The 19860-nt window shown below is 64.1% G+C and carries 15 protein-coding genes; 6 read left to right on the forward strand and 9 right to left on the reverse strand.

Annotated elements, in window-relative coordinates:
- Window positions 1-54 precede the first annotated feature (54 nt).
- A complete protein-coding gene (locus AC3RCG_RS17190; protein WP_070224482.1) occupies window positions 55-2763 on the reverse strand; it encodes a bifunctional diguanylate cyclase/phosphodiesterase in 2709 nt (902 codons plus the stop codon).
- A 205-nt stretch (window positions 2764-2968) separates the two neighbouring features.
- Between AC3RCG_RS17190 and AC3RCG_RS17195 the strand changes: the two genes are divergently transcribed.
- Both AC3RCG_RS17195 and AC3RCG_RS17200 read left to right on the forward strand, forming a co-directional pair.
- Complete coding sequence (locus AC3RCG_RS17195) at window positions 2969-3943, forward strand: thymidylate synthase (RefSeq protein WP_070224444.1); 975 nt, start codon at window positions 2969-2971, stop codon at window positions 3941-3943.
- On the forward strand, window positions 3943-4983 hold the full coding sequence (locus AC3RCG_RS17200; RefSeq protein WP_070224445.1) for an SMI1/KNR4 family protein: 1041 nt from the start codon (window positions 3943-3945) through the stop codon (window positions 4981-4983). Before AC3RCG_RS17195 ends, AC3RCG_RS17200 begins: the two co-directional genes overlap by 1 nt.
- Here AC3RCG_RS17200 and AC3RCG_RS17205 read toward each other — a convergent pair.
- From AC3RCG_RS17205 to AC3RCG_RS17220, 4 genes are all read right to left on the reverse strand, one after another.
- On the reverse strand, window positions 4980-7250 hold the full coding sequence (locus AC3RCG_RS17205) for an outer membrane beta-barrel family protein (RefSeq protein ID WP_070224446.1): 2271 nt from the start codon (window positions 7248-7250) through the stop codon (window positions 4980-4982). The two genes, AC3RCG_RS17200 and AC3RCG_RS17205, sit on opposite strands and share 4 nt — an antisense overlap.
- 197 nt (window positions 7251-7447) lie before the next feature.
- Entirely contained in the window at window positions 7448-8791 is a 1344-nt protein-coding gene (locus AC3RCG_RS17210; RefSeq protein WP_070313239.1) for a VWA domain-containing protein, read from the reverse strand.
- A 9-nt stretch (window positions 8792-8800) separates the two neighbouring features.
- Window positions 8801-10054, reverse strand: coding sequence for a TerD family protein (locus tag AC3RCG_RS17215; protein ID WP_492402938.1), 1254 nt, complete (start codon window positions 10052-10054; stop codon window positions 8801-8803).
- A 244-nt stretch (window positions 10055-10298) separates the two neighbouring features.
- Window positions 10299-10874 (reverse strand): TerD family protein, encoded by a 576-nt coding sequence (locus AC3RCG_RS17220; protein WP_070291613.1) that lies wholly within the window; start codon window positions 10872-10874, stop codon window positions 10299-10301.
- Window positions 10875-11078: 204 nt separating this feature from the next.
- Between AC3RCG_RS17220 and AC3RCG_RS17225 the strand changes: the two genes are divergently transcribed.
- From AC3RCG_RS17225 to AC3RCG_RS17240, 4 genes are all read left to right on the forward strand, one after another.
- The gene (locus AC3RCG_RS17225) at window positions 11079-11864 is read left to right on the forward strand and encodes an alpha/beta fold hydrolase (protein ID WP_070224450.1); all 786 of its coding nucleotides are present in this window, start codon (window positions 11079-11081) and stop codon (window positions 11862-11864) included.
- A gap of 8 nt (window positions 11865-11872) precedes the next feature.
- Window positions 11873-12358, forward strand: a complete 486-nt coding sequence (locus AC3RCG_RS17230; protein WP_070224451.1) for a dihydrofolate reductase — start codon at window positions 11873-11875, stop codon at window positions 12356-12358.
- Between the two features lie 238 nt (window positions 12359-12596).
- A complete protein-coding gene (locus AC3RCG_RS17235; RefSeq protein ID WP_070224452.1) occupies window positions 12597-14849 on the forward strand; it encodes an arginine/lysine/ornithine decarboxylase in 2253 nt (750 codons plus the stop codon).
- 297 nt (window positions 14850-15146) lie between these two features.
- Complete coding sequence (locus AC3RCG_RS17240) at window positions 15147-16535, forward strand: sigma-54-dependent transcriptional regulator (RefSeq protein ID WP_070224453.1); 1389 nt, start codon at window positions 15147-15149, stop codon at window positions 16533-16535.
- Between the two features lie 6 nt (window positions 16536-16541).
- Here AC3RCG_RS17240 and AC3RCG_RS17245 read toward each other — a convergent pair whose 3' ends face one another.
- The 4 genes from AC3RCG_RS17245 to AC3RCG_RS17260 are packed head-to-tail and all read right to left on the reverse strand — an operon-like array spanning window position 16542 to window position 19850.
- Window positions 16542-17276 carry an amidohydrolase family protein gene (locus AC3RCG_RS17245; RefSeq protein WP_240453383.1) on the reverse strand — a complete coding sequence of 245 codons (735 nt, stop codon included), beginning with the start codon at window positions 17274-17276 and terminating at the stop codon, window positions 16542-16544.
- 16 nt (window positions 17277-17292) lie between these two features.
- Window positions 17293-17943: a hypothetical protein gene (locus AC3RCG_RS17250; protein ID WP_139143845.1), complete on the reverse strand. Its 651-nt coding sequence runs from the start codon at window positions 17941-17943 to the stop codon at window positions 17293-17295.
- A gap of 46 nt (window positions 17944-17989) precedes the next feature.
- A complete protein-coding gene (locus AC3RCG_RS17255; protein ID WP_070224455.1) occupies window positions 17990-18820 on the reverse strand; it encodes a GIY-YIG nuclease family protein in 831 nt (276 codons plus the stop codon).
- Window positions 18804-19850 carry an aminotransferase class I/II-fold pyridoxal phosphate-dependent enzyme gene (locus AC3RCG_RS17260; protein ID WP_492402934.1) on the reverse strand — a complete coding sequence of 349 codons (1047 nt, stop codon included), beginning with the start codon at window positions 19848-19850 and terminating at the stop codon, window positions 18804-18806. Before AC3RCG_RS17260 ends, AC3RCG_RS17255 begins: the two co-directional genes overlap by 17 nt.
- Between the last annotated feature and the right edge of the window lie 10 nt (window positions 19851-19860).

Consider the following 19860-nt stretch of genomic DNA (forward strand, 5'->3'; position numbering starts at 1 on the left):
GAACGTTCGCTCTTTTTATGAAACAGCGTTGTTTTCCATGCCAATCACGACGCACTACAGCGCCGGCGCCGGTGCTGGAAGCGGTATCAGGAAGCGCTGATGCATCAGCGCCAGCATCTGTTCGGCCGGCACGGGACGCGAGATGAAATAGCCCTGCACTTCATTGCATTGCAGCGCGCGCAGGATGTCGAGCTGCTCGCGCGTCTCCACGCCTTCGGCCACCACGCTCATGCCCAGCGCATGCGCCATCGACAGGATGGCGCGCACGAAGACCTCACCCTGCTCCGAGCGGCCCAGCTCCATGGTGAAGGCGCGGTCGATCTTCAAGCCATCCATGGCGAACTTCTGCAGCTGCGACAGCGAGGAATAGCCGGTACCGAAATCGTCGACCAGCAGGCGCACGCCCAGCGCGCGGATGGCCGACAGCTGCTCCACGGCGCGGTTCTGCTCATCCATCATGGCCGATTCCGTGATCTCCACCTCGATCAGGCGCGCGTCGATGCGGTGGCGCGTCAGCGCCGACGCCAGCACCTGGTGCACGTCGCCGCGGCCGAACTGGCGCGCCGACACGTTGATCGATACGGGCACCAGTTCCAGTCCGCTGGCTTGCCAGCGCGCCATCTGCAGGCACACCTTTTCGATGACGACTTCGCCCAGCTGCGAAATCAGGCCGCTGCTCTCGGCCACGGGGATGAATTCCAGCGGCGGCACCATGCCATGCTGCGGATGGTGCCAGCGCACCAGCGCCTCCATGCTGCACAGCTGCCCGCTCATGGCGTCGACGCGCGGCTGGTAGACGACGAGGAACTGGTCCTGCTCCAGCGCCGCCACCAGGCTTTGCTCCAGTTCGCGGCGGCTGCGGATGGTTTCGAACAATTCCGGCTGGAAAAAGCGGTGATGGCCCTTGCCCGCCACTTTCACGGCGTACATGGCGATGTCGGCGTTCTTCAGCAGCACTTCCGTCTCGGCGCCATCGCGCGGATACAGGCTGATGCCGATCGAGGCCCCCATCTTGTGGCGTTCGCTGCCCAGGTAAAACGGTTCGTCAAAGGCGATGGCGATGCGCTGCGCCACCTGCTCGGCGCGGCTGTCGTCCTCCACGGGGTCGAGCACGACAACGAATTCGTCGCCGCCCAGGCGCACGACGTGGTCGCCCGGCCGCAGCACGGCCTTCAGGCGCAGGGAGGCGGCGCGCAGCACTTTATCTCCCTCGGCGTGGCCCTGCGTATCGTTGATATCCTTGAAGCCGTCCAGGTCGATGAACAGCAGCGCCAGCATGCGCCGCGCGATGGCGGCGCGGCCCAGGGCGCCGGGCAGGAATTGCTGCAGCCAGTATCGGTTGGGCAAGCCCGTCAAGCCGTCCTCGTTGGCCAGGCGGCGCAAGTCGCGCTCGTGCTCCTTGGCCGTGCTGATGTCTTGCAGAGTGACGGCCAGGCGGTCGCCGCTGCGCACCAGGCGCCGGCGTATCCAGCGCAGCTTGAAGGGATTGCCTTCCGGCAGTTCGATCTCTTCCTCGGAGAAGCCGGACTCCATGGCGGCCCGGTAATTGTGGATCAGGTCGCGGAAATACGGCTCATGGGCGCGCGACTGCAGGCGCATGCCCAGCAATTGTTCGCGCCGCACGCCGAAGTAGCCGGCGCCCGGCTCGTTGCAGTCGACCATCTCGAAATCGAGGATGCTGCCATCGGCGCCGCGCAGGGCGGCGATGATATAAAAGCCGTCGCTCGTGCCTTCGGTGGCCATGCGGTAGGCATTGCGCACGCCTTCGGACTGGTGGTGGCGCCACGCCAGGCGCAGCGACAGCACCGTGGCGACGGCGGCAAAGGCCAGCAGCAGCACGGTGACGGCCAGCGCGATGCCGATATAGATGGTGCGCGTTTCCTCGTAGGGGTGCAGCATTTCGCCGTCCGACAGGCCGACCACGGCCGCAAACGGATAGGCTTTCAACGCCTGCCAGCCCACATAACGGCTTTGCTTGTCGGAAAAAGCGATCCGGCCGCCCGAATGCAGGGCGCCGCTCTCCGTTTCCAGGAAACTGGTGTCGAGGAATGGCGTACCCTGTGCGCTCTGGGCCGGCAACACGCGCGCACCGAGACGCGTGCTGAACAGCTCGCCCTCTTCCCCCACCATGGCGGACATGCCGAACTTGCCGAAATTGACACTGTTGTAGAATTCGGAAAAATAGCTGGAGTGGATGGAGATCAGCAGCACGCCGTCGAAATTGCCATCCACGTCTTCCAGCCGGCGCGTGAAATGCACGAGGCTTTCGTCGGCGCCCGGGGGTGCCGCCGCTTCGCTGGCGGCATTGGCCTTTCCCAGCGCGATGCGCAGCGCGCTGGAATTGCTGCGCCAGTGGCGCAGCAGGAAATCGCTGCGCTCGTTGACGCGCAGGCGCTGCAGCGGCGCCGTGGCCGTCACGGGATGACCCTTGCGGTCGAGAATGGCGACGATGGCAAATTGCGGCAAGGCATACATGCCCTGCGTCTTCAATTGGTCGAGACGCAACTGGCCGCGCGAATTTTCCCATTCATACTTGAGCTGCAAGGTCAGCTGGTCCATCTGCTCCAGGGTGCGCAGCAGATACTGGCTGTAGGCTTTCGACAACGAGGAAACGCTGTCGAGCGCCTGCTGCTGCGCCACCTTTTTTTCCGCCTCCAGCTGCAGCAAGGTGGCCGTCCACAGCACCGCGCACAGGACCAGCCCCAGCAAGGGCCAAGCCAGGATCAGGCGCAGATTGGCCTTGAAAAAATCGGCCCTGCTCATCTCCACTACGGCGCCGTTATTATTATTTACAAATTGTCGCAAGAACATGGTGCAGCGTCTGCCGTTTCTGTGTATTTCTTCAAGGACACACAAATTACCACAGAGTCATGTTTACAGGTAAGCCGGCCGCGTAATTATGTATGCGGCCCGCAGACCGCCTGTCGCGCCTGCGTTACAATCACCATCCTTACCGTTGGAGAAATACATGCAGCAATATCAAGATTTGATCAAGACCGTGCTCGAAACGGGCAGCTGGCAAGACAACCGCACGGGCATCCGCACCCTGAGCGTGCCGGGCGCCATGATGCGTTTCGACTTGGCCAACGGCAACTTCCCTGCCGTCACGACCAAGAAACTGGCTTTCAAATCCGTGATCGGCGAATTGTGCGCCTTCCTGCGCGCCTCGCGCAACGCGGCCGAGTTCCGCGCGCTGGGCTGCAAGGTGTGGGACCAGAACGCCAATGAAAATGCGCAATGGCTGGCCAACCCCTACCGCGAAGGCGAGGATGACCTCGGTCCCGTGTATGGCGTGCAATGGCGTCAATGGCCTGCGTACAAGCTGCTCGACGCCGACCAGCCCGCGCAAATCGCCGACGCGCAAGCGAACGGTTTTACCCTGGTTGCCCCCATCGTCGAGGACGGCGTGCAAAAAGTGCTGCTGTACAAGGCCGTCGACCAGTTGCGCGAATGCCTGGACACCATCATGCACAATCCCGGCAGCCGCCGCATCCTGTTCCACGGCTGGAACCCGGCCGTGCTTGATGCCGTCGCCCTGCCCGCCTGCCACTTGCTGTACCAGTTCATCCCGAACGCCAGCACGCGCGAAATTTCGCTGTGTTTATATGTGCGCAGCAACGATATCGGCCTGGGCACGCCGTTCAACATCGCCGAAGGCGCGGCCCTGCTGCACCTGGTGGCGCGCCTGACGGGCTACACGCCGCGCTGGTTCACCTACTTCATCGGCGACGCGCACATCTATGAAAACCACCTCGACATGGTGGAAGAACAATTGAAGCGCACGCCGTTCCCGGCGCCCAAGTTTGTCATTTCCGACCGCGTGCCCGATTACGCGAAGACGGGCAAATACGAACCGGAATGGCTGGAAAAGATCGAACCGTCGGATTTCTCGCTGGAAGGTTATGAACACCATGCGCCGATCAAGGCGGCGATGGCCGTCTGATGGCGGTCGCACCGCTGGCAGCCCTGCACCGCAAGCTGTTTGACGAAACGGACGGCGTTAAGTTTTCCAAGCTGAAAGACCGGTTGCTGAAAAAGCATGCGGCCGACGAGCGGCAAGCCGTGCTCGCTATCCTGACCGCCTACGCCAGGGAAGGCCAGTTGCTGCACTGGCGCGCCTTCCTGATGACGGATATCGTCGCCCTGGCCGAACCGGGAGAATACGGCGATTTTTTCAGCTGGAGCCTTGATATGGACGGCCTCGCCTACTGGGGCGTGGATGGCATGCTCAAAAGCATGGGCAAGGAGGCGTATGCTCCGCTCGTGGCCTTGGCCACTGCGGAAAATGCCAAGCTGAGCGTGCGCGCCAAGGCCGTGAAAAGCTTGGCCGTCTTCAGCCGCCAGCCTTTCGATGCCGGTTTGCCGTACGATCCCGGCCATTGGAAGGAAGAGCAGCTGCGACTGGAGGCTGTACAGGCCTGGCAGCGCGATGGCTACCCGGATGGCGCAGGCCATGCGGCGCCCGCCACTCACGCGGCGCTCGAGGATCCGCGCACGCCGCTGGAAAAGGCTGCCGCCAGGCTGGAGAAAAAACTGGCGGCCCGGCGCAAAAAGGAGCAGGACCTTGCGCAGCCATCGAACTGGCTGACCATCGCCAGCGCCGCCGACATGGCCGGCATCGCGCAGCGCTGGGCCTTGCCGGAGCAGTACCGGCGCTTCCTCGCTTGCCATTCGCCGCTGCGGGTGTTGATCGACAGCCAACAATATTTCCAGGGCTTGAGCCTGTACGGCGCGGCCGAGCTGGTCAAGGCCCAGTCCGGTTACGCCTGGGATGCCGTCAGCGGCGCCGCCATCGCCGGCTGGCCGGAACAATACCTGGTGATCGCCGACGCGGGCGCCGATCCGTATTGCCTGGACTTGGGCGCCATTGCCGGCGGCGATGCGCCCGTGTACACGGCAGAACACGGCATGGGCGCATGGCGCTTCGAGCGCCATGCGGACAGTTTCATCGACTTCCTGAACGAGATCGCGGCGGCGGCCTAGCCTGCTTCGCCTCCCGGTCCGCCCGGGCCGGGACCGCCTGGGCCGCCCGGCCCCCGTCCGCCCGGCGGACCGAAGCGCGGTTCCCGTTCGCCCTCTTTCGCCGCCGACGTGGCGCCGCCCAGGCGGTACGACAGCCCCACGTAAATCATGCGTCCATCGAAGCGCCGCGTGCTCGTCTCGCGCAAGGAAGCGCTGTTGATGACGGTTTCCATCTTGTTGCTGCTGAACACATCGGTCACATTCATGACCAGGCTCAGCTGCGGCGTCACCGTGTGGCGCCAGCTCACGTTCAAGGTGTTGTTCGGCGAACGGTAGCCCTGTCCCGACAGCATCTTGCCCTGCATTTGCAGGGCCAGCTGCAGCTGGTTGGCCGGGTTGATCTGGTAATTGAGGCGCGCGCGGCCGCTCAGGGCATTCGCCGTGCGCGTGCTGCGGTTGCCCAGGTCGTCGGAACTCGTCTGCTGGCTGCGCGCCAGGTTGCCGCTCGTGTTCAGGGTCAACGATGGCGTGAGCTTGCCGCTGACGCTGAACTCCAGGCCGCTCGAATGGCTGCCCTCGCCGTTTTCCCGCGTTGTCAGCAGCACATTGTCACTGATGAAATAGCGGTAATCGACGATGGCATCCGTGTCGCGCCGGTGGTAGGCACGCAAGCTGCTTTCCAGGCCAAACAATTTGGTTTCATAGCCGATCTCGAACGAATCCGTCTGCGTGGGTTTCAGCTTCGGGTTGCCGGCCGACACATTGAACTCATCGCGGTAGATCACGTACGGGTTCAGGTCGCCCGCGCTCGGGCGGCGCAGGCGGTGCGCATAGCTGAAGCGCAGGTTGCTCTCGTCGCTGACCTTATACGTGGCGAACAGGCTGGGAATGTAGTTGATGTAATTGTTGCCGGCCTCGACGCCGCTGGTGATCTGGCGCACGTTCAAGTCCGTGTATTCGGCGCGCAAGCCGGCCAGCGCACCCCAGCGCTCGCTCAGGCGCATCTGGTAGGAGCCGTACAGCGCAATGGTGCGTTCGTCGAGCTCGAAACGGTTGCTGCGCATGGGGTTGACGGTGGCAAGCAGACTGGCCGGGTTGATGTCCGTGTACAGGGTGTCGAAGCTGCTCTTGTTGTCGGCCACCTTGTAGCCGAGCTTGGCCGTGCCGCCCGCCAGCGGACGCTCGTAGTCGCCGCTGAAGTCGACGATGCGGTTGCCCGTCTCGCTGTGCTGGCGCGCGCGGCTGTCGAAGGCATTCACGGGCGCCACCGCATAGGTATTGGCGTAATCGCTGTCGCTCTCGTTGGTCGACGACGACACGCGCAAATCGATCTTGAGAGTTTCCCCCGGCAACTCGCCCTTGTGGTCGTAGCGCGCGCCCCAGCTGTAGTTGCGGCTGTCGCCGTTGCGCACGGTACTGCGCACATAGTCGCCGATGGTGCTGCCCGTGCTGTCGCCATTGAGGTAGCGGTCGAGCGAGCGCTGGTCGTTGCTGCGCCCGTTATACGACACGCTGGCGGCAAGGGTGTCGTTGGCGTTCAGGTTGTAATTGACGGTGCCATGCAAGCCCAGCGAGTCGTTCAAGCCATTGCTGGTGGACTGCTGACTGCTGGGGGCGAACGCGCCCGTGCCACGCTCCAGGCGCTCGCGGCTGACCTCGGCCACGGAATTGCGGCCGTCATGACGCACATTGATGCCGCCCTGGTAGCCCCACGGCCCCTCGTTATAGGTGCCGGAGACGGAGCTGTTGTAGCGTCCGGCAATGCCCGCATTCGCGTTGACGGTGGCAAAACCGCCCGGCTTGCGGTTGCGCCGCATCACCAGGTTCAGGATCGGGCCGCCACCGGCCTCGTTGCCGAACTGGGCGCCGGGATTGTTGATCACTTCCACGGATTCGATATCGTCGGCGGCCATGGCGTTCAGGGTGGCGCCGCGCGAATCGCCCTGCAGCATGGCCGACGGCTTGCCATCGATCAAGATCTGCACATTGCTGCTGCCGCGCAGGGAGACGGCCCCATCGGGATCGACGGCCACCGACGGCACATTGTTCAAGGCATCGGCCGCCGTGCCATTGGTGCTGCCGACGTCGGACTTGACGTCGTAGACTTGCCGGTCGATGCGGCCCGTGGGACGTTCGGCCGTCACGCTGACGGACGGCGGCGCATCCACGGCGGGCGTCTTGGCAGGCGGCTTGACGATGGTATCACCGGTGACGGTTTGCGCCTGAACAGCGGCGCCGGAGACGAGCAGGCTGCCGCCCGCCAGGCAATGGAAAAGAAGTTTATGCATTTGGCTAAAAGATAATCGAGACGCTACGGATGAGGCACTACGCCGCAGCGTGAGAGCACATGTGTGGGCACAGTTCAAGCATGCCACGATTACAAGGAGCAAAGCAAATGCGAACCATTGTTATTTACTTCAATTTACAAATCTCTTGCACTTGTGGCTGTACAGCCTCATCCGATGACCTTTGCGCTATCTTTACGTTACCTCAGCAAGCCATTGCCGCGCGCCAGTTTCAGCCAGCCCGGATATTCCGTCATCAATAAATCATACAGTTCTGCGTCGCTGTGCTCGTCGGGCGAGCTGACGGAAAAGTAATTGGCGTTGTCGACCAGGCGGCCCTGCAGTTCGTCGAGCTTTTCCAGAAACGGGAAGTCGGAATCGGCAAAGGCGGCGAGAAACTTGCTTTTCGACTTGCGCCCCTTGCCGATGCCCATGAATTGCCAGAAGATGGGCTCGTTACTGGCCCAGCGCAATTGCTTTTCCGTCGTCGCCTGGTCGCTGGTGCCGCCATCGGTCACGAACATGACGTACACGGGCAGCTCGGCCGCGACGGGCCGCGTGCGCTCGCCGCCACGGGCATCAGGAAAATAAAACGCGCGGATCGCCTGCATGGCGGCGCCGTAGCGCGTGTCGCCCTCGAGCGGATGGCGCTGTATGGCCTGGCCCACATAGGTATTGCAGTTGCTCAAGGCCATCGGTGCCGGATGGTGGACGTTCTTGCCGAACAGGAAAACGTCGATCTCGCCATCGTCGTCGAACTTGCAGCCCAGCGCCAGGATGCGCTCGGCAAAGCGCTGCACCAGCCCCTCTTTGTACAGCCGTCCCATGGAGCCGGAAATATCGAGGCACAGACACACCTTGGCCCGGTGCTCCGACAGGCCCACTTTTTGCAGGGACACGCCCGCCTGCTTGACCAGGCTCACCAGTTGCGGTGCCTCGCGTTCGACGCGCTTTTCCAGATTGATCTTTGCCTGCATGACGGCCGAAGCCTGCGCAGGCGCGGCAGGGGTGGCAGGAGTGGCCTGGTCGACTTCGCCGCCGAAGTGGCGCACCAGCGCATCGAGGCCCCCATTGAAGCCCTGGCCCACGGCCATGCAGCGCCAGCCGCCATCCTTGCGGTAAATTTCTGCCAGCATGACGGCTTTTTCTTGCGCAAAATCACTGCCCGCGAACGCGAAGCGGGCCAGCTCGCGCCCGCCCGCCTGCAAACGCACGTGGCCCGATTGCAGTTGCGACATCACGCCGCCGCCATCAATGGAAGCCGTCACGACGAGGCGGTTGATTCCGGCCGGCAAGCGCGCCAGCTGCAAGGCAAACTCGGCCATGTCGCCGCCGCTGCCCGCGCGCGCTTCCACGCCGCCGCACGGCGTGCGCGGCTGGTTGAAAAAAGTCATGTAGCGCTCGTCGGACAGCTTGCCGGCCGCATCGAGGCCGAAACAGGCCACGTCCAGCGCCAGGCCCTGGGCGGCAACGCCGACCTGCAAGACGCCATCGGGAACGAGATTGGCCAGCGGCAAGCGCTGACCCTTGGACAAGGTTTCCATCAGTGTCTCCTAGGCAATGTAGCGGCGTGGATTGTCCGCATTGCAATCATCTTCATCTTCCTTGTCCTCGCCCTTGAAGACGACGGGACCGTTGAAGGCCAGTTGCAGGTTCTCGCCCTGCCAGCTCAGCCACGGCGTCGCTTCGCTGCCGGGCTCCGACGTCTTGCCGGACGGCTCGAGGATGATGCTGTCGGGCGTGACGCGCGCCATGCCGATCACATAGGTGTAGACGGAATCGTCGTCGGCCGCCTTGGACAGGCGGAAATCAAAGTCGCACTCGACGATCTGCTGGCCATACTGCATGACCATCTTCGGCCGCATGGAGGCGACCGACACGGCGCCGTTGGCCACCGCCGAGTACACGCTGAAGACGAGGCCCACCGTGCCGCCGTAATGCTGCGCCAGCGCAGGATTGACTTCCACCGTTTCCGTGGCCGGTTCCTTGCCCGCCGCACCGGCCACGTCGCCCAGGTGGCGCACGAAAGGCATGCTGTCGAAGTTCCCGGCCGCGTCCGGCGCCTGGATGAAGCGCATCTGGCCGTTCGGCAAGAGGATACCGACGCGCAAGTCGAGATCGTCGTTATCGTCATCGCCATCGCCGTTATCGACCCAGGTGGCCTTGACGGTCAGTTTGCTCGGCGCGCCCGCGCCCTTTTCCAGCGACACCTTGTGCGTCTGCCCCGCCTTGGTCAGCGAAATTTTCGACAAGGAAATCTTGGGTGCCGGCGCCGGTTCCGCCGCCGCCTGGGCCACTTCGCCGCCGAAATGCGCGACCAGTGCGTCCAGGCCGCCATTGAAACCCTGGCCCACGGCCATGAAGCGCCAGCCCCCGTCCTTGCGGTAGAACTCGCCCAGCATGACGGCTTTTTCTTGCGAAAAATCAGACCCGGCAAAGGCGAAGCGGGCCAGTTCGCGCCCGCCGTCGAGCAGGCGCAGGTAGCCGCTGCCGAGCTGCGCCATGGTGGCCGCGCCATCAATGGCGGCCGTGACGACGAGGCGGTCGATGGAAGCAGGCAAACGGTCCAGCTGATAGCTGAAGCCTGCCGCATCGCCGGACGGCGCCGATGTTTCCACGCCGCCGCACGGCGTGCGCGGCTGGTTAAAGAAAGTCATGTAGCGGTCGTCGGACAATTTGCCGGCGGCATCGAGGCCGAAACAGGCGAAATCCAGCGGCACGCCGGCGCTGGCGAGCCCCAGTTGCACGACATTGCCCGTGACGAGGCCGGACAGCGCCAGGCGCTGCCCCTTGATCAGGTTTTCCATGGGATTATGTATTCAGATGTGAGAGTTTCGGACAACGGCCCAGGGCGAGGCGCGTCGTCCGATGACAGTACGAATAGTACAGAACCTGCATGGCGACGCAACGCCGCCATGGATCGCTTTTCTGGATTCTATACAAAGCTACAAGAGCTTCGGACAACGGTTCAGGGCAAGGCGCATCACCGAAGACAGTACGAATAGTACGGCGAGGTGACGCAACGCCGCCATGGGCCGTTTTCCGGAGCTCTTAGGCGTTGATGCCGAACGAGCGTGCCAAGGGGCCCAGGCCGCCTTTGAAACCCTGGCCGATGGCCTTGAATTTCCATTCGCTGCCGGCGCGGTAGATTTCGCCGAAGATCATGGCCGCTTCCGTCGAGCCGTCTTCCGACAAGTCGTAGCGGGCGATTTCCGTGCCGTTGTCGCCGTTCAGGCAACGGATGTAGGCCTTGCCGACCATGCCGAAGTTCTGCTTGCGGTTTTCCGCATCGTGGATGGTGACGGCCACGGCGATCTTGTCGATGTCGGCCGGCACGTTGGCCAGGTCGACGGCGATTTTCTCGTCGTCGCCGTCACCGCCGCCCGTGGTGTTGTCGCCCGCGTGGACGATGGAGCCGTCAGCCGACTTCAGATTGTTATAAAAAATGAAATCAGCGTCGGAACGGGCCTTGCCATCCGTTTTCAGCAGGAAGGCGCTGCCGTCCAGGTCGAAAGCGGCGCCATCGGTGGCGCGCGGGTCCCAGCCCAGGCCAATCACGATTTTCTTCAAGCCAGGAGCTTCCTTGCTCAAGTTGACATTGCCGCCTTTTTGCAAACTGATCGCCATGGTGTTTCCTCTTTAATGTGTGGGTTGCATTCGGTGTTTCAGGTCACGTCGCCGGTACCCCGGCTTGATGAGCCATGAGCCTACCATAAAGTTCCTGCTTGTCAGCGGCGCACTATTGAAAATAATGCCATGCGGAAAATGCCGTACGGCTGCCCCAATACGCAAAATGACGGATAATGCCGCTCGACGAAAATTTTCACCCTCATGAGCGACTTGAACCCGGGCTTGTCTTTGCACAATAAGAAGATACAACTCGACTGTATCCCCGGCACCCTGTGCGATGAACGCCTGTGGTCACGCCTGGCGCCTGCCCTGGGCGACGCCTTCGATCTACGGCACGTGCCCCTGCACCAGGCACGCACGCGCCCACAAATGCAGGAGCTGATCGCCAGCCACAGTGCGCCGCAAGCCCACCTGGTGGGCTTTTCGCTGGGCGCCTACCTGGCGCTCGAACACGCACTGGCCCACCCGCAACGCGTGCAATCCTTGACTTTGATCGCCAATTCCGCCAAAGGTTTGCTGCCGGCGGAAATCGAAGCGCGCCAGCGCATCGTCGCCATGCTCGAGCGCAATGCCTATGCGGGCATCACGCGCCAGCGCCTGCGTGAACTGCTGCACCCGTCGCACCTGGACGATGCCGCCATCACGGGCCTGATCCGGCAAATGGGCCTGGACCTGGGCAAGGACGTGCTGCTGGCGCAATTTCTCACCACCATCGACCGTCCTGACCTGATGGCGCGCCTGCCTGAACTCGATTTCCCCGTGCTGATCGTGGGCGCCGAAGACGACAAGCTCGTCCATCCCGACGATTTGCGCGCCATGGCGGCCCGCCTGCCGCAAGCCACCTTGCACTTACTAAAAGACAACACCGGCCACATGATTCCGCTGGAAGCACCAAGCGAGCTGGCGCAAGCCATGCGTGCGCATCTGGAGGCTGCCGGCAATTTCAACGATAATGACGGGCATCGGGCCATGCCCCCACCACTTTGACAGAAGCAATGAGCCATTTGACCATCATCGTCGCCACCGACCAGCAAGGCGGCATCGGCATCAACAACACCTTGCCGTGGAAACTGCCGGAAGACCTGGCGCATTTCAAGCGCCTGACGACGGGCCACCCCATCCTCATGGGCCGCAAGACCTTCGATTCCATCGGCCGGCCGCTGCCGAACCGCCGCAACATCGTCATCACGCGCAATGCCGACTGGGGCCATGAGGGCGTGGAAGCGGTCTCGTCGGTGGAAGCGGCCATCGCCCTGCTCGACGGCGCGGAAGGCTATGTCATCGGCGGCGCCGAGATTTACCGGCAGTCACTGGCCCTGGCCCAGCGCTTGATCATCACGGAAATCGGCCAGACCTTTGATTGCGACGCGTTTTTCCCCGCAGTGGACCATGCCGTATGGCAAGAAACAGCGCGCGAGGCCCATGTTTCGGAGAAATCCGGCCTGCCTTACGCCTTTGTCACGCTGGAACGCAAAGCCTGATAAGGTGATGTCGATCGCCAGCATGCTGCTGTAATACCCCTGTCACACCCATGCGTCACGCTAGCGTACGCTTGTGACGCTTTGATGCGATATTTTTTTCCCGCAGACGCCGCATTTCTGCGAGAATCCCGTTCTTATTTTTTTTCTGCGGCTGCCGGGTTGTACGACCGCCTGACCGTCGCGCCCTAGTCCGCCCCTTCACATCTGTCAGGGGCGGCTTGCTTTTTTGGAGACATGCATGAAATTTCGTTTCCCCATCGTCATCATTGACGAGGATTTCCGTTCTGAAAATACGTCCGGCCTGGGTATTCGCGCCCTTGCCGCCGCAATGGAAAAAGAAGGCATGGAAGTGCTGGGCGTGACCAGCTACGGCGATTTGTCGCAATTTGCCCAGCAACAATCGCGCGCGTCAGCCTTCGTGCTGTCGATCGACGATGAAGAATTCGGCGGCGGTTCCATCGAGGAAACCGACCATGCCTTGAAATCGCTGCGCGCCTTCGTCGAGGAAATCCGCTACAAGAACGCCGACATCCCGATCTATCTGTACGGCGAGACGCGCACTTCGCGCCATATCCCCAACGATATCCTGCGCGAACTGCATGGTTTCATCCACATGTTCGAAGATACGCCGGAATTCGTCGCGCGCCACATCATCCGCGAAGCGAAATCCTACCTGGACGGCCTGTCGCCGCCGTTCTTCCGCGCGCTGGTGCACTACGCCAACGACGGCTCCTACTCGTGGCACTGCCCCGGCCACTCGGGCGGCGTAGCCTTCCTGAAGTCGCCGATCGGCCAGATGTTCCACCAGTTCTTCGGTGAAAACATGCTGCGCGCCGACGTCTGCAACGCCGTCGAGGAACTGGGCCAGCTGCTCGACCATACGGGTCCTGTCGCCGCGTCCGAGCGCAATGCGGCGCGCATCTTCAATGCCGATCATTGCTATTTTGTCACCAACGGCACGTCAACCTCGAACAAGATGGTGTGGCACTCGACCGTGGCACCGGGCGACATCGTCGTCGTCGACCGCAACTGCCACAAATCAATCTTGCATTCGATCATCATGTGCGGTGCCATTCCCGTGTTCCTGATGCCGACGCGCAATCATCTGGGCATCATCGGTCCCATCCCGCTGCATGAATTCACGCCGGAAAGCATTGCCCGCAAGATCGAGGCGAACCCGTTCGCGCGCGAAGCGAAGAACAAGAAGCCGCGCATTCTCACCATCACGCAATCGACCTACGATGGCGTGATCTACAATGTGGAAACCCTGCGCGAAATGCTGGACGGCAAGATCGACACCCTGCACTTCGATGAAGCATGGCTGCCGCACGCCACCTTCCACGATTTCTACAAGAATATGCACGCCATCGGCAAGGACCGTCCGCGCGCCAAGGAATCGATGATCTTCTCGACCCAGTCCACGCACAAATTGCTGGCCGGCCTGTCGCAGGCCTCGCAAATCCTCGTGCGCGAATCGGACACGGTCAAGCTGGACCAGGATGCCTTCAACGAGGCTTACCTGATGCACACCTCCACCTCGCCGCAGTATTCCATCATCGCCTCGTGCGACGTGGCCGCGGCCATGATGGAAGCGCCGGGCGGTACGGCCCTGGTGGAAGAGTCGATCATGGAAGCGCTCGATTTCCGCCGCGCCATGAAGAAGATCGACCAGGAATGGGGCCAGGACTGGTGGTTCCAGGTGTGGGGTCCGTCCACCTTCAACGACGAAGGCATGGGCCAGCAGGAAGACTGGATGATACGCGCCGAGGATGACTGGCACGGCTTCGGCGACCTCGCTCCCGGCTTCAACATGCTCGACCCGATCAAGGCGACCATCGTCAACCCGGGCCTGTCGCTGGACGGCCAGTTCGGCGACACGGGCATCCCCGCGTCCATCGTCACCAAATACCTGGCCGAGCACGGCGTCATCATTGAAAAATGCGGCCTGTACTCGTTCTTCATCATGTTTACCATCGGCATCACCAAGGGCCGCTGGAATACCCTGCTGACTGCGTTGCAGCAATTCAAGGACGACTACGACAAGAACCAGCCGATGTGGCGCATCCTGCCGGAATTCGCGGCGGCCAACCCGCGCTACGAAAAAATGGGCTTGCGCGACCTGTGCCAGCAAATCCACGATTTCTACAAGGCGTACGACGTGGCGCGCTTGACGACGGAAATGTATCTGTCGGACATGATCCCCGCCATGAAGCCGTCGGACGCGTTCGCCAAGATGGCGCACCGCGAAATCGAGCGCGTGGCCATCGACGAACTGGAAGGCCGCATCACGTCCATCCTGCTGACGCCGTATCCACCAGGCATCCCGCTCTTGATCCCGGGCGAGCGCTTCAACAAGACCATCGTCGACTACCTGCGCTTCGCGCGCGACTTCAACGAGCGCTTCCCGGGCTTCGAGACGGATGTGCATGGTCTGGTGAAACGCGAGGTCGATGGCAAGCGTGGTTACTTCGTCGACTGCGTCCGTCAGTAACAGTTCATCCAATCTGCTGCGCGTCGCGACTTGCGGCCTGCGATGCTCACCGTACTTCAGTACGGTTGCGCTTCTCGGCCACAATTCGCTTCCGCTCGCTACGATTGGATGAACCGTCGTGACGTTCGTTAAAAACGGTTAATTCTGACGTTTGTTGTACGTCATTCAATAGAGCCGCCTGATGTGAGTCAGGCGGCGTTTTTCATTGTGCGCCTTCCGCGCACGCTTGTGCCAGATCAAACGGCTGGGGTATCGGGCTTCTAAGATGGGCGACTCGTGCCCTGTGATGGCTGGCATATGATGCTCAAGGTGTGGCTGGAAATCGTGCAGCAGGCGGCGGCTGGCAGTGGCGCCTTGCTGATGACGGCCTTGAAGCAGGCTCAGGTAACTATAGCCCGGCGGCACGAAGGTGAGGAAGATGCAGCGGGCATCGTGTTGTTTGCCGAAGCCGATGCCAAGCTGCTGCAAGCACTGCCGGCACTGTGCTGCCATGCCCGCGTGCTGGCCATTGCCGCCTGCGGCCAGCCACCCAGCTGCGCGCAACAGCGCGCGCTGATGGCCGCCGGCGTGCTCGACGTGCTGCTGTGGCCGGCGGGCAGCGTCGATGCGGGCCCGGTGCTGGCGCGCCTGCAACGCTGGCAAGCCGTGGCGCAGCTGCTGGCCTCCAGCGCCGTGCGCCGGCAGCTGGTGGGCGACAGCGCCGCCTGGAGCGCCCTGCTGCACCAGGTGGTGGAAATGGCCGCCTTCAGCCAGGCGTCGATGCTGATCATGGGTGAAACGGGCACGGGCAAGGATTTACTGGCGCAACTGGTCCACCGCCTCGGCAACTGCAGCGGCGGCTTCATCGTCCTCGACTGCACCACCCTGTCGCCGGAACTGGCGGGCAGCGAACTGTTCGGCCATGAACGGGGCGCCTTTACGGGCGCGGCGGCCGCGCGCGACGGCGCTTTTGCCCTGGCGGACGGCGGCGTGCTCTTCCTCGATGAAGTAGGCGAACTGCCGCTGCCGCTGCAGGCCCAGCTGCTGCGCGCCATCCAGGAACGCAAATACAAGCGCGTGGGCGGCAATACCTGGCAGCCAACCCAGTTTCGCCTCGTCTGCGCCACCAACCGCGAACTGGAAGACGAAGTGGCGCGCGGCGCCTTTCGCGCCGACCTGTATTACCGCATCGCCGGCTGGCGTTGCCAGACGCCGCCCCTGCGCGAGCGCCAGGACGACATCCTGCCGCTGGCCCGGCATTTTCTCGCTGAACTGGCCCAACAAGAGCCGCCCCCGCTGGACGCCGCCGTGCGCGAATATCTGCTGCTGCGCGATTATCCGGGCAATGTGCGCGAACTGCGCCAGACCGTCACGCGCATCTGGCACCGCCATTGCGGCCCCGGCCCCATCACCATCGGCGCCCTGCCGCCCGAGGAACGGCTGCTGGCGCCGGCCTGGCCCGACCAGCATTTCGAGGCGGCCGTGCGGCGGGCCCTGGCCCAAGGCTGCAAGCTGTCGCACATCACACGCTGCGCCGCCGACGTGGCCATCCGCCTGGTGCTGGCCGAGGAACACGGCAACAACCAGCGCTCCGCCGCCCGCCTGGGTGTGACGGACCGCGCCCTGCAGATACGCCGCAAGGCGGCCGCCTGCACGGCGCAAGCCGCTACTGCCGCGACACCGCTGGCCACGCCAGCCGCCCTGTGATCTGTCTCACGCCAGCCCCGCCAGCCGCAAAAAATTGCCGCCCGTGATCAGCGCCGCATCCAGCGGCGGCAAGCCCAGCAAGTGAATCTTGTGCAATTCCAGCCCCGGATGCAACCAGGGGCCATCCGAGCCGAACAAGACCTTGTGCGGCCCGGCACGGCGCACGGCCTGTTCCAGTAAATCAAAGCGGCGCACGCCCGAGCTGTCCGTATGGATGTTGCGGTGGCGTACCAGATGGTCGATCAGCGCCAGCTGGGCCGCCCAGTCGTCGCCGAAACTGCCCAGGTGGGGCAGGATGAAGTTGACGTCGGGATACTGCTGCGCCAGCAGTTCGGCCACGGCCACCTCGCCGGCCGGGTCGTACAGCACGGGCAGACCGAAGAAACGGGCCGCGTCGCACACTTCGCCGCTGATACGCGCGTCAAAGCGGTGCGCCTTGATGCCGACAAAACCATAGCGTTCGACGGCCGTGCGCACCAGGTCCATGATGCGGCCCCGGTCGCGCCGCGCATGCACGAAGGCAAAGCCATAAAAACGCTGCGGATCGGAAGCGGCCAGGCGCGCCACGCCGTGGTTGGCAATCGCATAATCGGAGTGGAAGGCGGCGAACAGCACGCTGCGGGCGATGCCGGCCGCCTGGGCCCGGCGCAGGTAGGCGTGCAGCGGCGCATCGCTGTCCCACGGCCCGCTCAAGCCGTCGCCTGGCCCCGCATGGCAGTGACTATCGATGACCAGCGCCATGCCCGCCTCCCTGCGCTCAGTTCCAGTCGCCCATGACGACGATGCGGTTGCCGCGTCGGCGCCAGCGCCCGCTTTCCTCTTCCTGCTGCGGCGCAGGCGAGCGGAAATGCGGCAATTGCTGATGCAAGGCCCGCGTCAGCGCACTCTCGACGGCGCGCGCACTGCCATCGCCGTCGGCCGCCAGACGGGCCGCCTGCCCCGCGATGCGCACGAAGCGGCGCGCCATCTCCAGTTCGCGCTCGGCCGGCGCCTCGGCTTCCATTTCCAGCTCCAGCGCATCGCTGGCCGCGCGCCCCAGGGCGGAACCGAGCGCCGTGCCCACGCCCGGTATCGGTATCATCGAACCGAGAGCGCCGCCGACGAAGGGCAAAGCCGTCTTGGCCACGGCCTTCAAGGCGCCGCCCAGGGGCTTGGCCACCTTGGCGATAGTGGAACCCACTTTCTTGACGCCCTTCCATACGCTCTTGAAGACCTTGCCCAGAAACTGCTCCAGTTCCTCCTCGCTGGCCACTTCCAGCAATTCCATGGCCAGCTGCAATTCCTCCTCTTCGCTCAAGACGGCCGGCGCCGCCCCCTTGCCGGGCCAGTCCGGGCCGAATTCCAGCACTTCAAACGCGGCGCCGGCCCGCTGCCGGCATTGCGCGCATGCGCATTCGAGTTGGTGCATGATGCTCTCCTTCGCAATGATCAAGGCGTGGCTTCCGGGTCCACATTCAGCTCCACATTTCACCGAGCACGGCCAGTTCCAGTTCGCGCCGCTGGTTGGTCAGCACGCCGCGCTGGTTGGCGAACATGTCGTCGTGGATGCGCTGCTCGATGCGGCGCCGCTGCGCCGCCGAGGACAGGGGCGCCACATACACCTGGTGCCCGCTCAGGTCCACGCCCATCATCTGGCCGCACAGCCGGTGCTGCAGCAGGCGCCGGTGCAGGTCGTCCGTCTGGCCGCTGTAGGCGCGGCGGCGCCCGCCCGCATCGAATTCGATCACATACAGGCCCGGCCCCCGGCCATTCGGATCGCGCAAGGCATTGGCCAGCGTCCCCAGCGCCAGGTAATTGAGGGCGGCCGCTTCCGGCACCCGGCCCATGGTGCCGGCCAGGGTCGGCGGGATTTCGCCCTGCTGCTGGCCGTCGTCCTGCCCCTGGTCCTGCCCTTGGTCCTGGTCAGGTTCCGGCTCCTGCTGGTCTCCAAACGCGGGTTCCGCCACGGGATAGGGCGCCGGATAAAGCGTGGGATAGATGGCCGGATAGCCGCCCCAGCCCCGGTAGCGCGGCGGCAGGTAGGGCAAGGGCGGCGGCGCGGGGCGTGGGGGCCGACGCGCCGGATTCGCCTGGTAGCGCGGCGGCATGGGGCGGCGCGGGCCGCGCAGCGGTGGCCGCGCGCGCACGCCGCCGCCATAGCGCCCGCTGCCGGGCCGCCAGCGCTCGCCCTCCCACTCGGACTCGGATTCCCCCTCCTGCGCCCACTCCTGCTCCTGCTCCCACTCGTACTCACCTGCCGCTCCCGCTTGCCCCGCAAAGGGCAGCATTTCAAACGCGTCGTTCATATCGCCTCCTCGTGTGATGTTCAAGCAAATTCATCGCCTGCTCCAGTTGCCCGGGCGTCTGGTCCGCCCGCAGCAGAAAAGTCAGCGCCCCGGAACCTTCCCCCGCTTGCGCCAGCGCCAGCACGCCCGCCGCGCGCAAGGCCGGCTGCAAGTGGGCGCGTCCTGGCAGGCGCTGCACGGGAAAGCTGCCGCCCCGGCAGGCAATGCCGGCCGCCGCCATTCCCGTCCGCCATTGCGCCACCCTGTCCGCCAGCCGGGCGCGCAGCGCGTTGCCGTGGCGCGCATTGAGCGCCATGGCACGCCGCGCGGCCGCCAGCACGGCGGCCGACGGCGGACTGGCATGCACGCGCGTCTGGCTGTGCGCCGCAAAGCGCTGCAACAGGCCGCCGCTGCCCGCCAGCACGGCCAGCGGCACGCCAAAGCCCTTGGCCAGCGAGGCGCCGACGATCAAATGGCCGCCCGCTTCGTCGCAAGCCCCCCGCAAGCCGTGCAGCCGCGCCGAGCCGCCGCCTTGCGCGCCCGCCACGCCCAGCACCTGCGTGTCGTCCAGCAGCAGATAGCCGCCGCCCTGGCGCGCCAGGGCCGCATAAGCGGCCAGCGGCAAGACCTGGTCGCTGCCCGGCACATAGCCGTCGGCCAGGATCAGTGGACGCCGCCCCTGCCTGCCCCAGGCCGCCGCCAGGCGCCGCAGCGCCGCCATATCGCCGCTGGGAAACAAGCGCAGCGGCAAGCCCAGCGCCTGCGCCCGCTCGGCGCCCCAGCGCGCGATGGCATAGCTGCCGCCATCGATGAGGATCACCAGCCGCTCGGCAGCCAGCATGCCGAACAGGTCCCAGAACAGGTGCAAGGTCGACGGCAGCACGCAGGCCGCCTCGCAGCCTTGCAGCGCAGCCAGGGCCGCGGCCAGCGCTTGCGCGCCCGGCGGCTCCCGCAGCGCGGCCGGCTGGCCCAGGGTCAGGCTGCTCCACGGCGCCAGCGAGGCCGCCGGATGGCGCATGCCCAAGTACAGGGCACTGGTAAAGTCGAGCATGCACGCGCCC

The sequence above is a fragment of the Janthinobacterium sp. GW823-FHT01H08 genome, assembly GCF_058797855.1.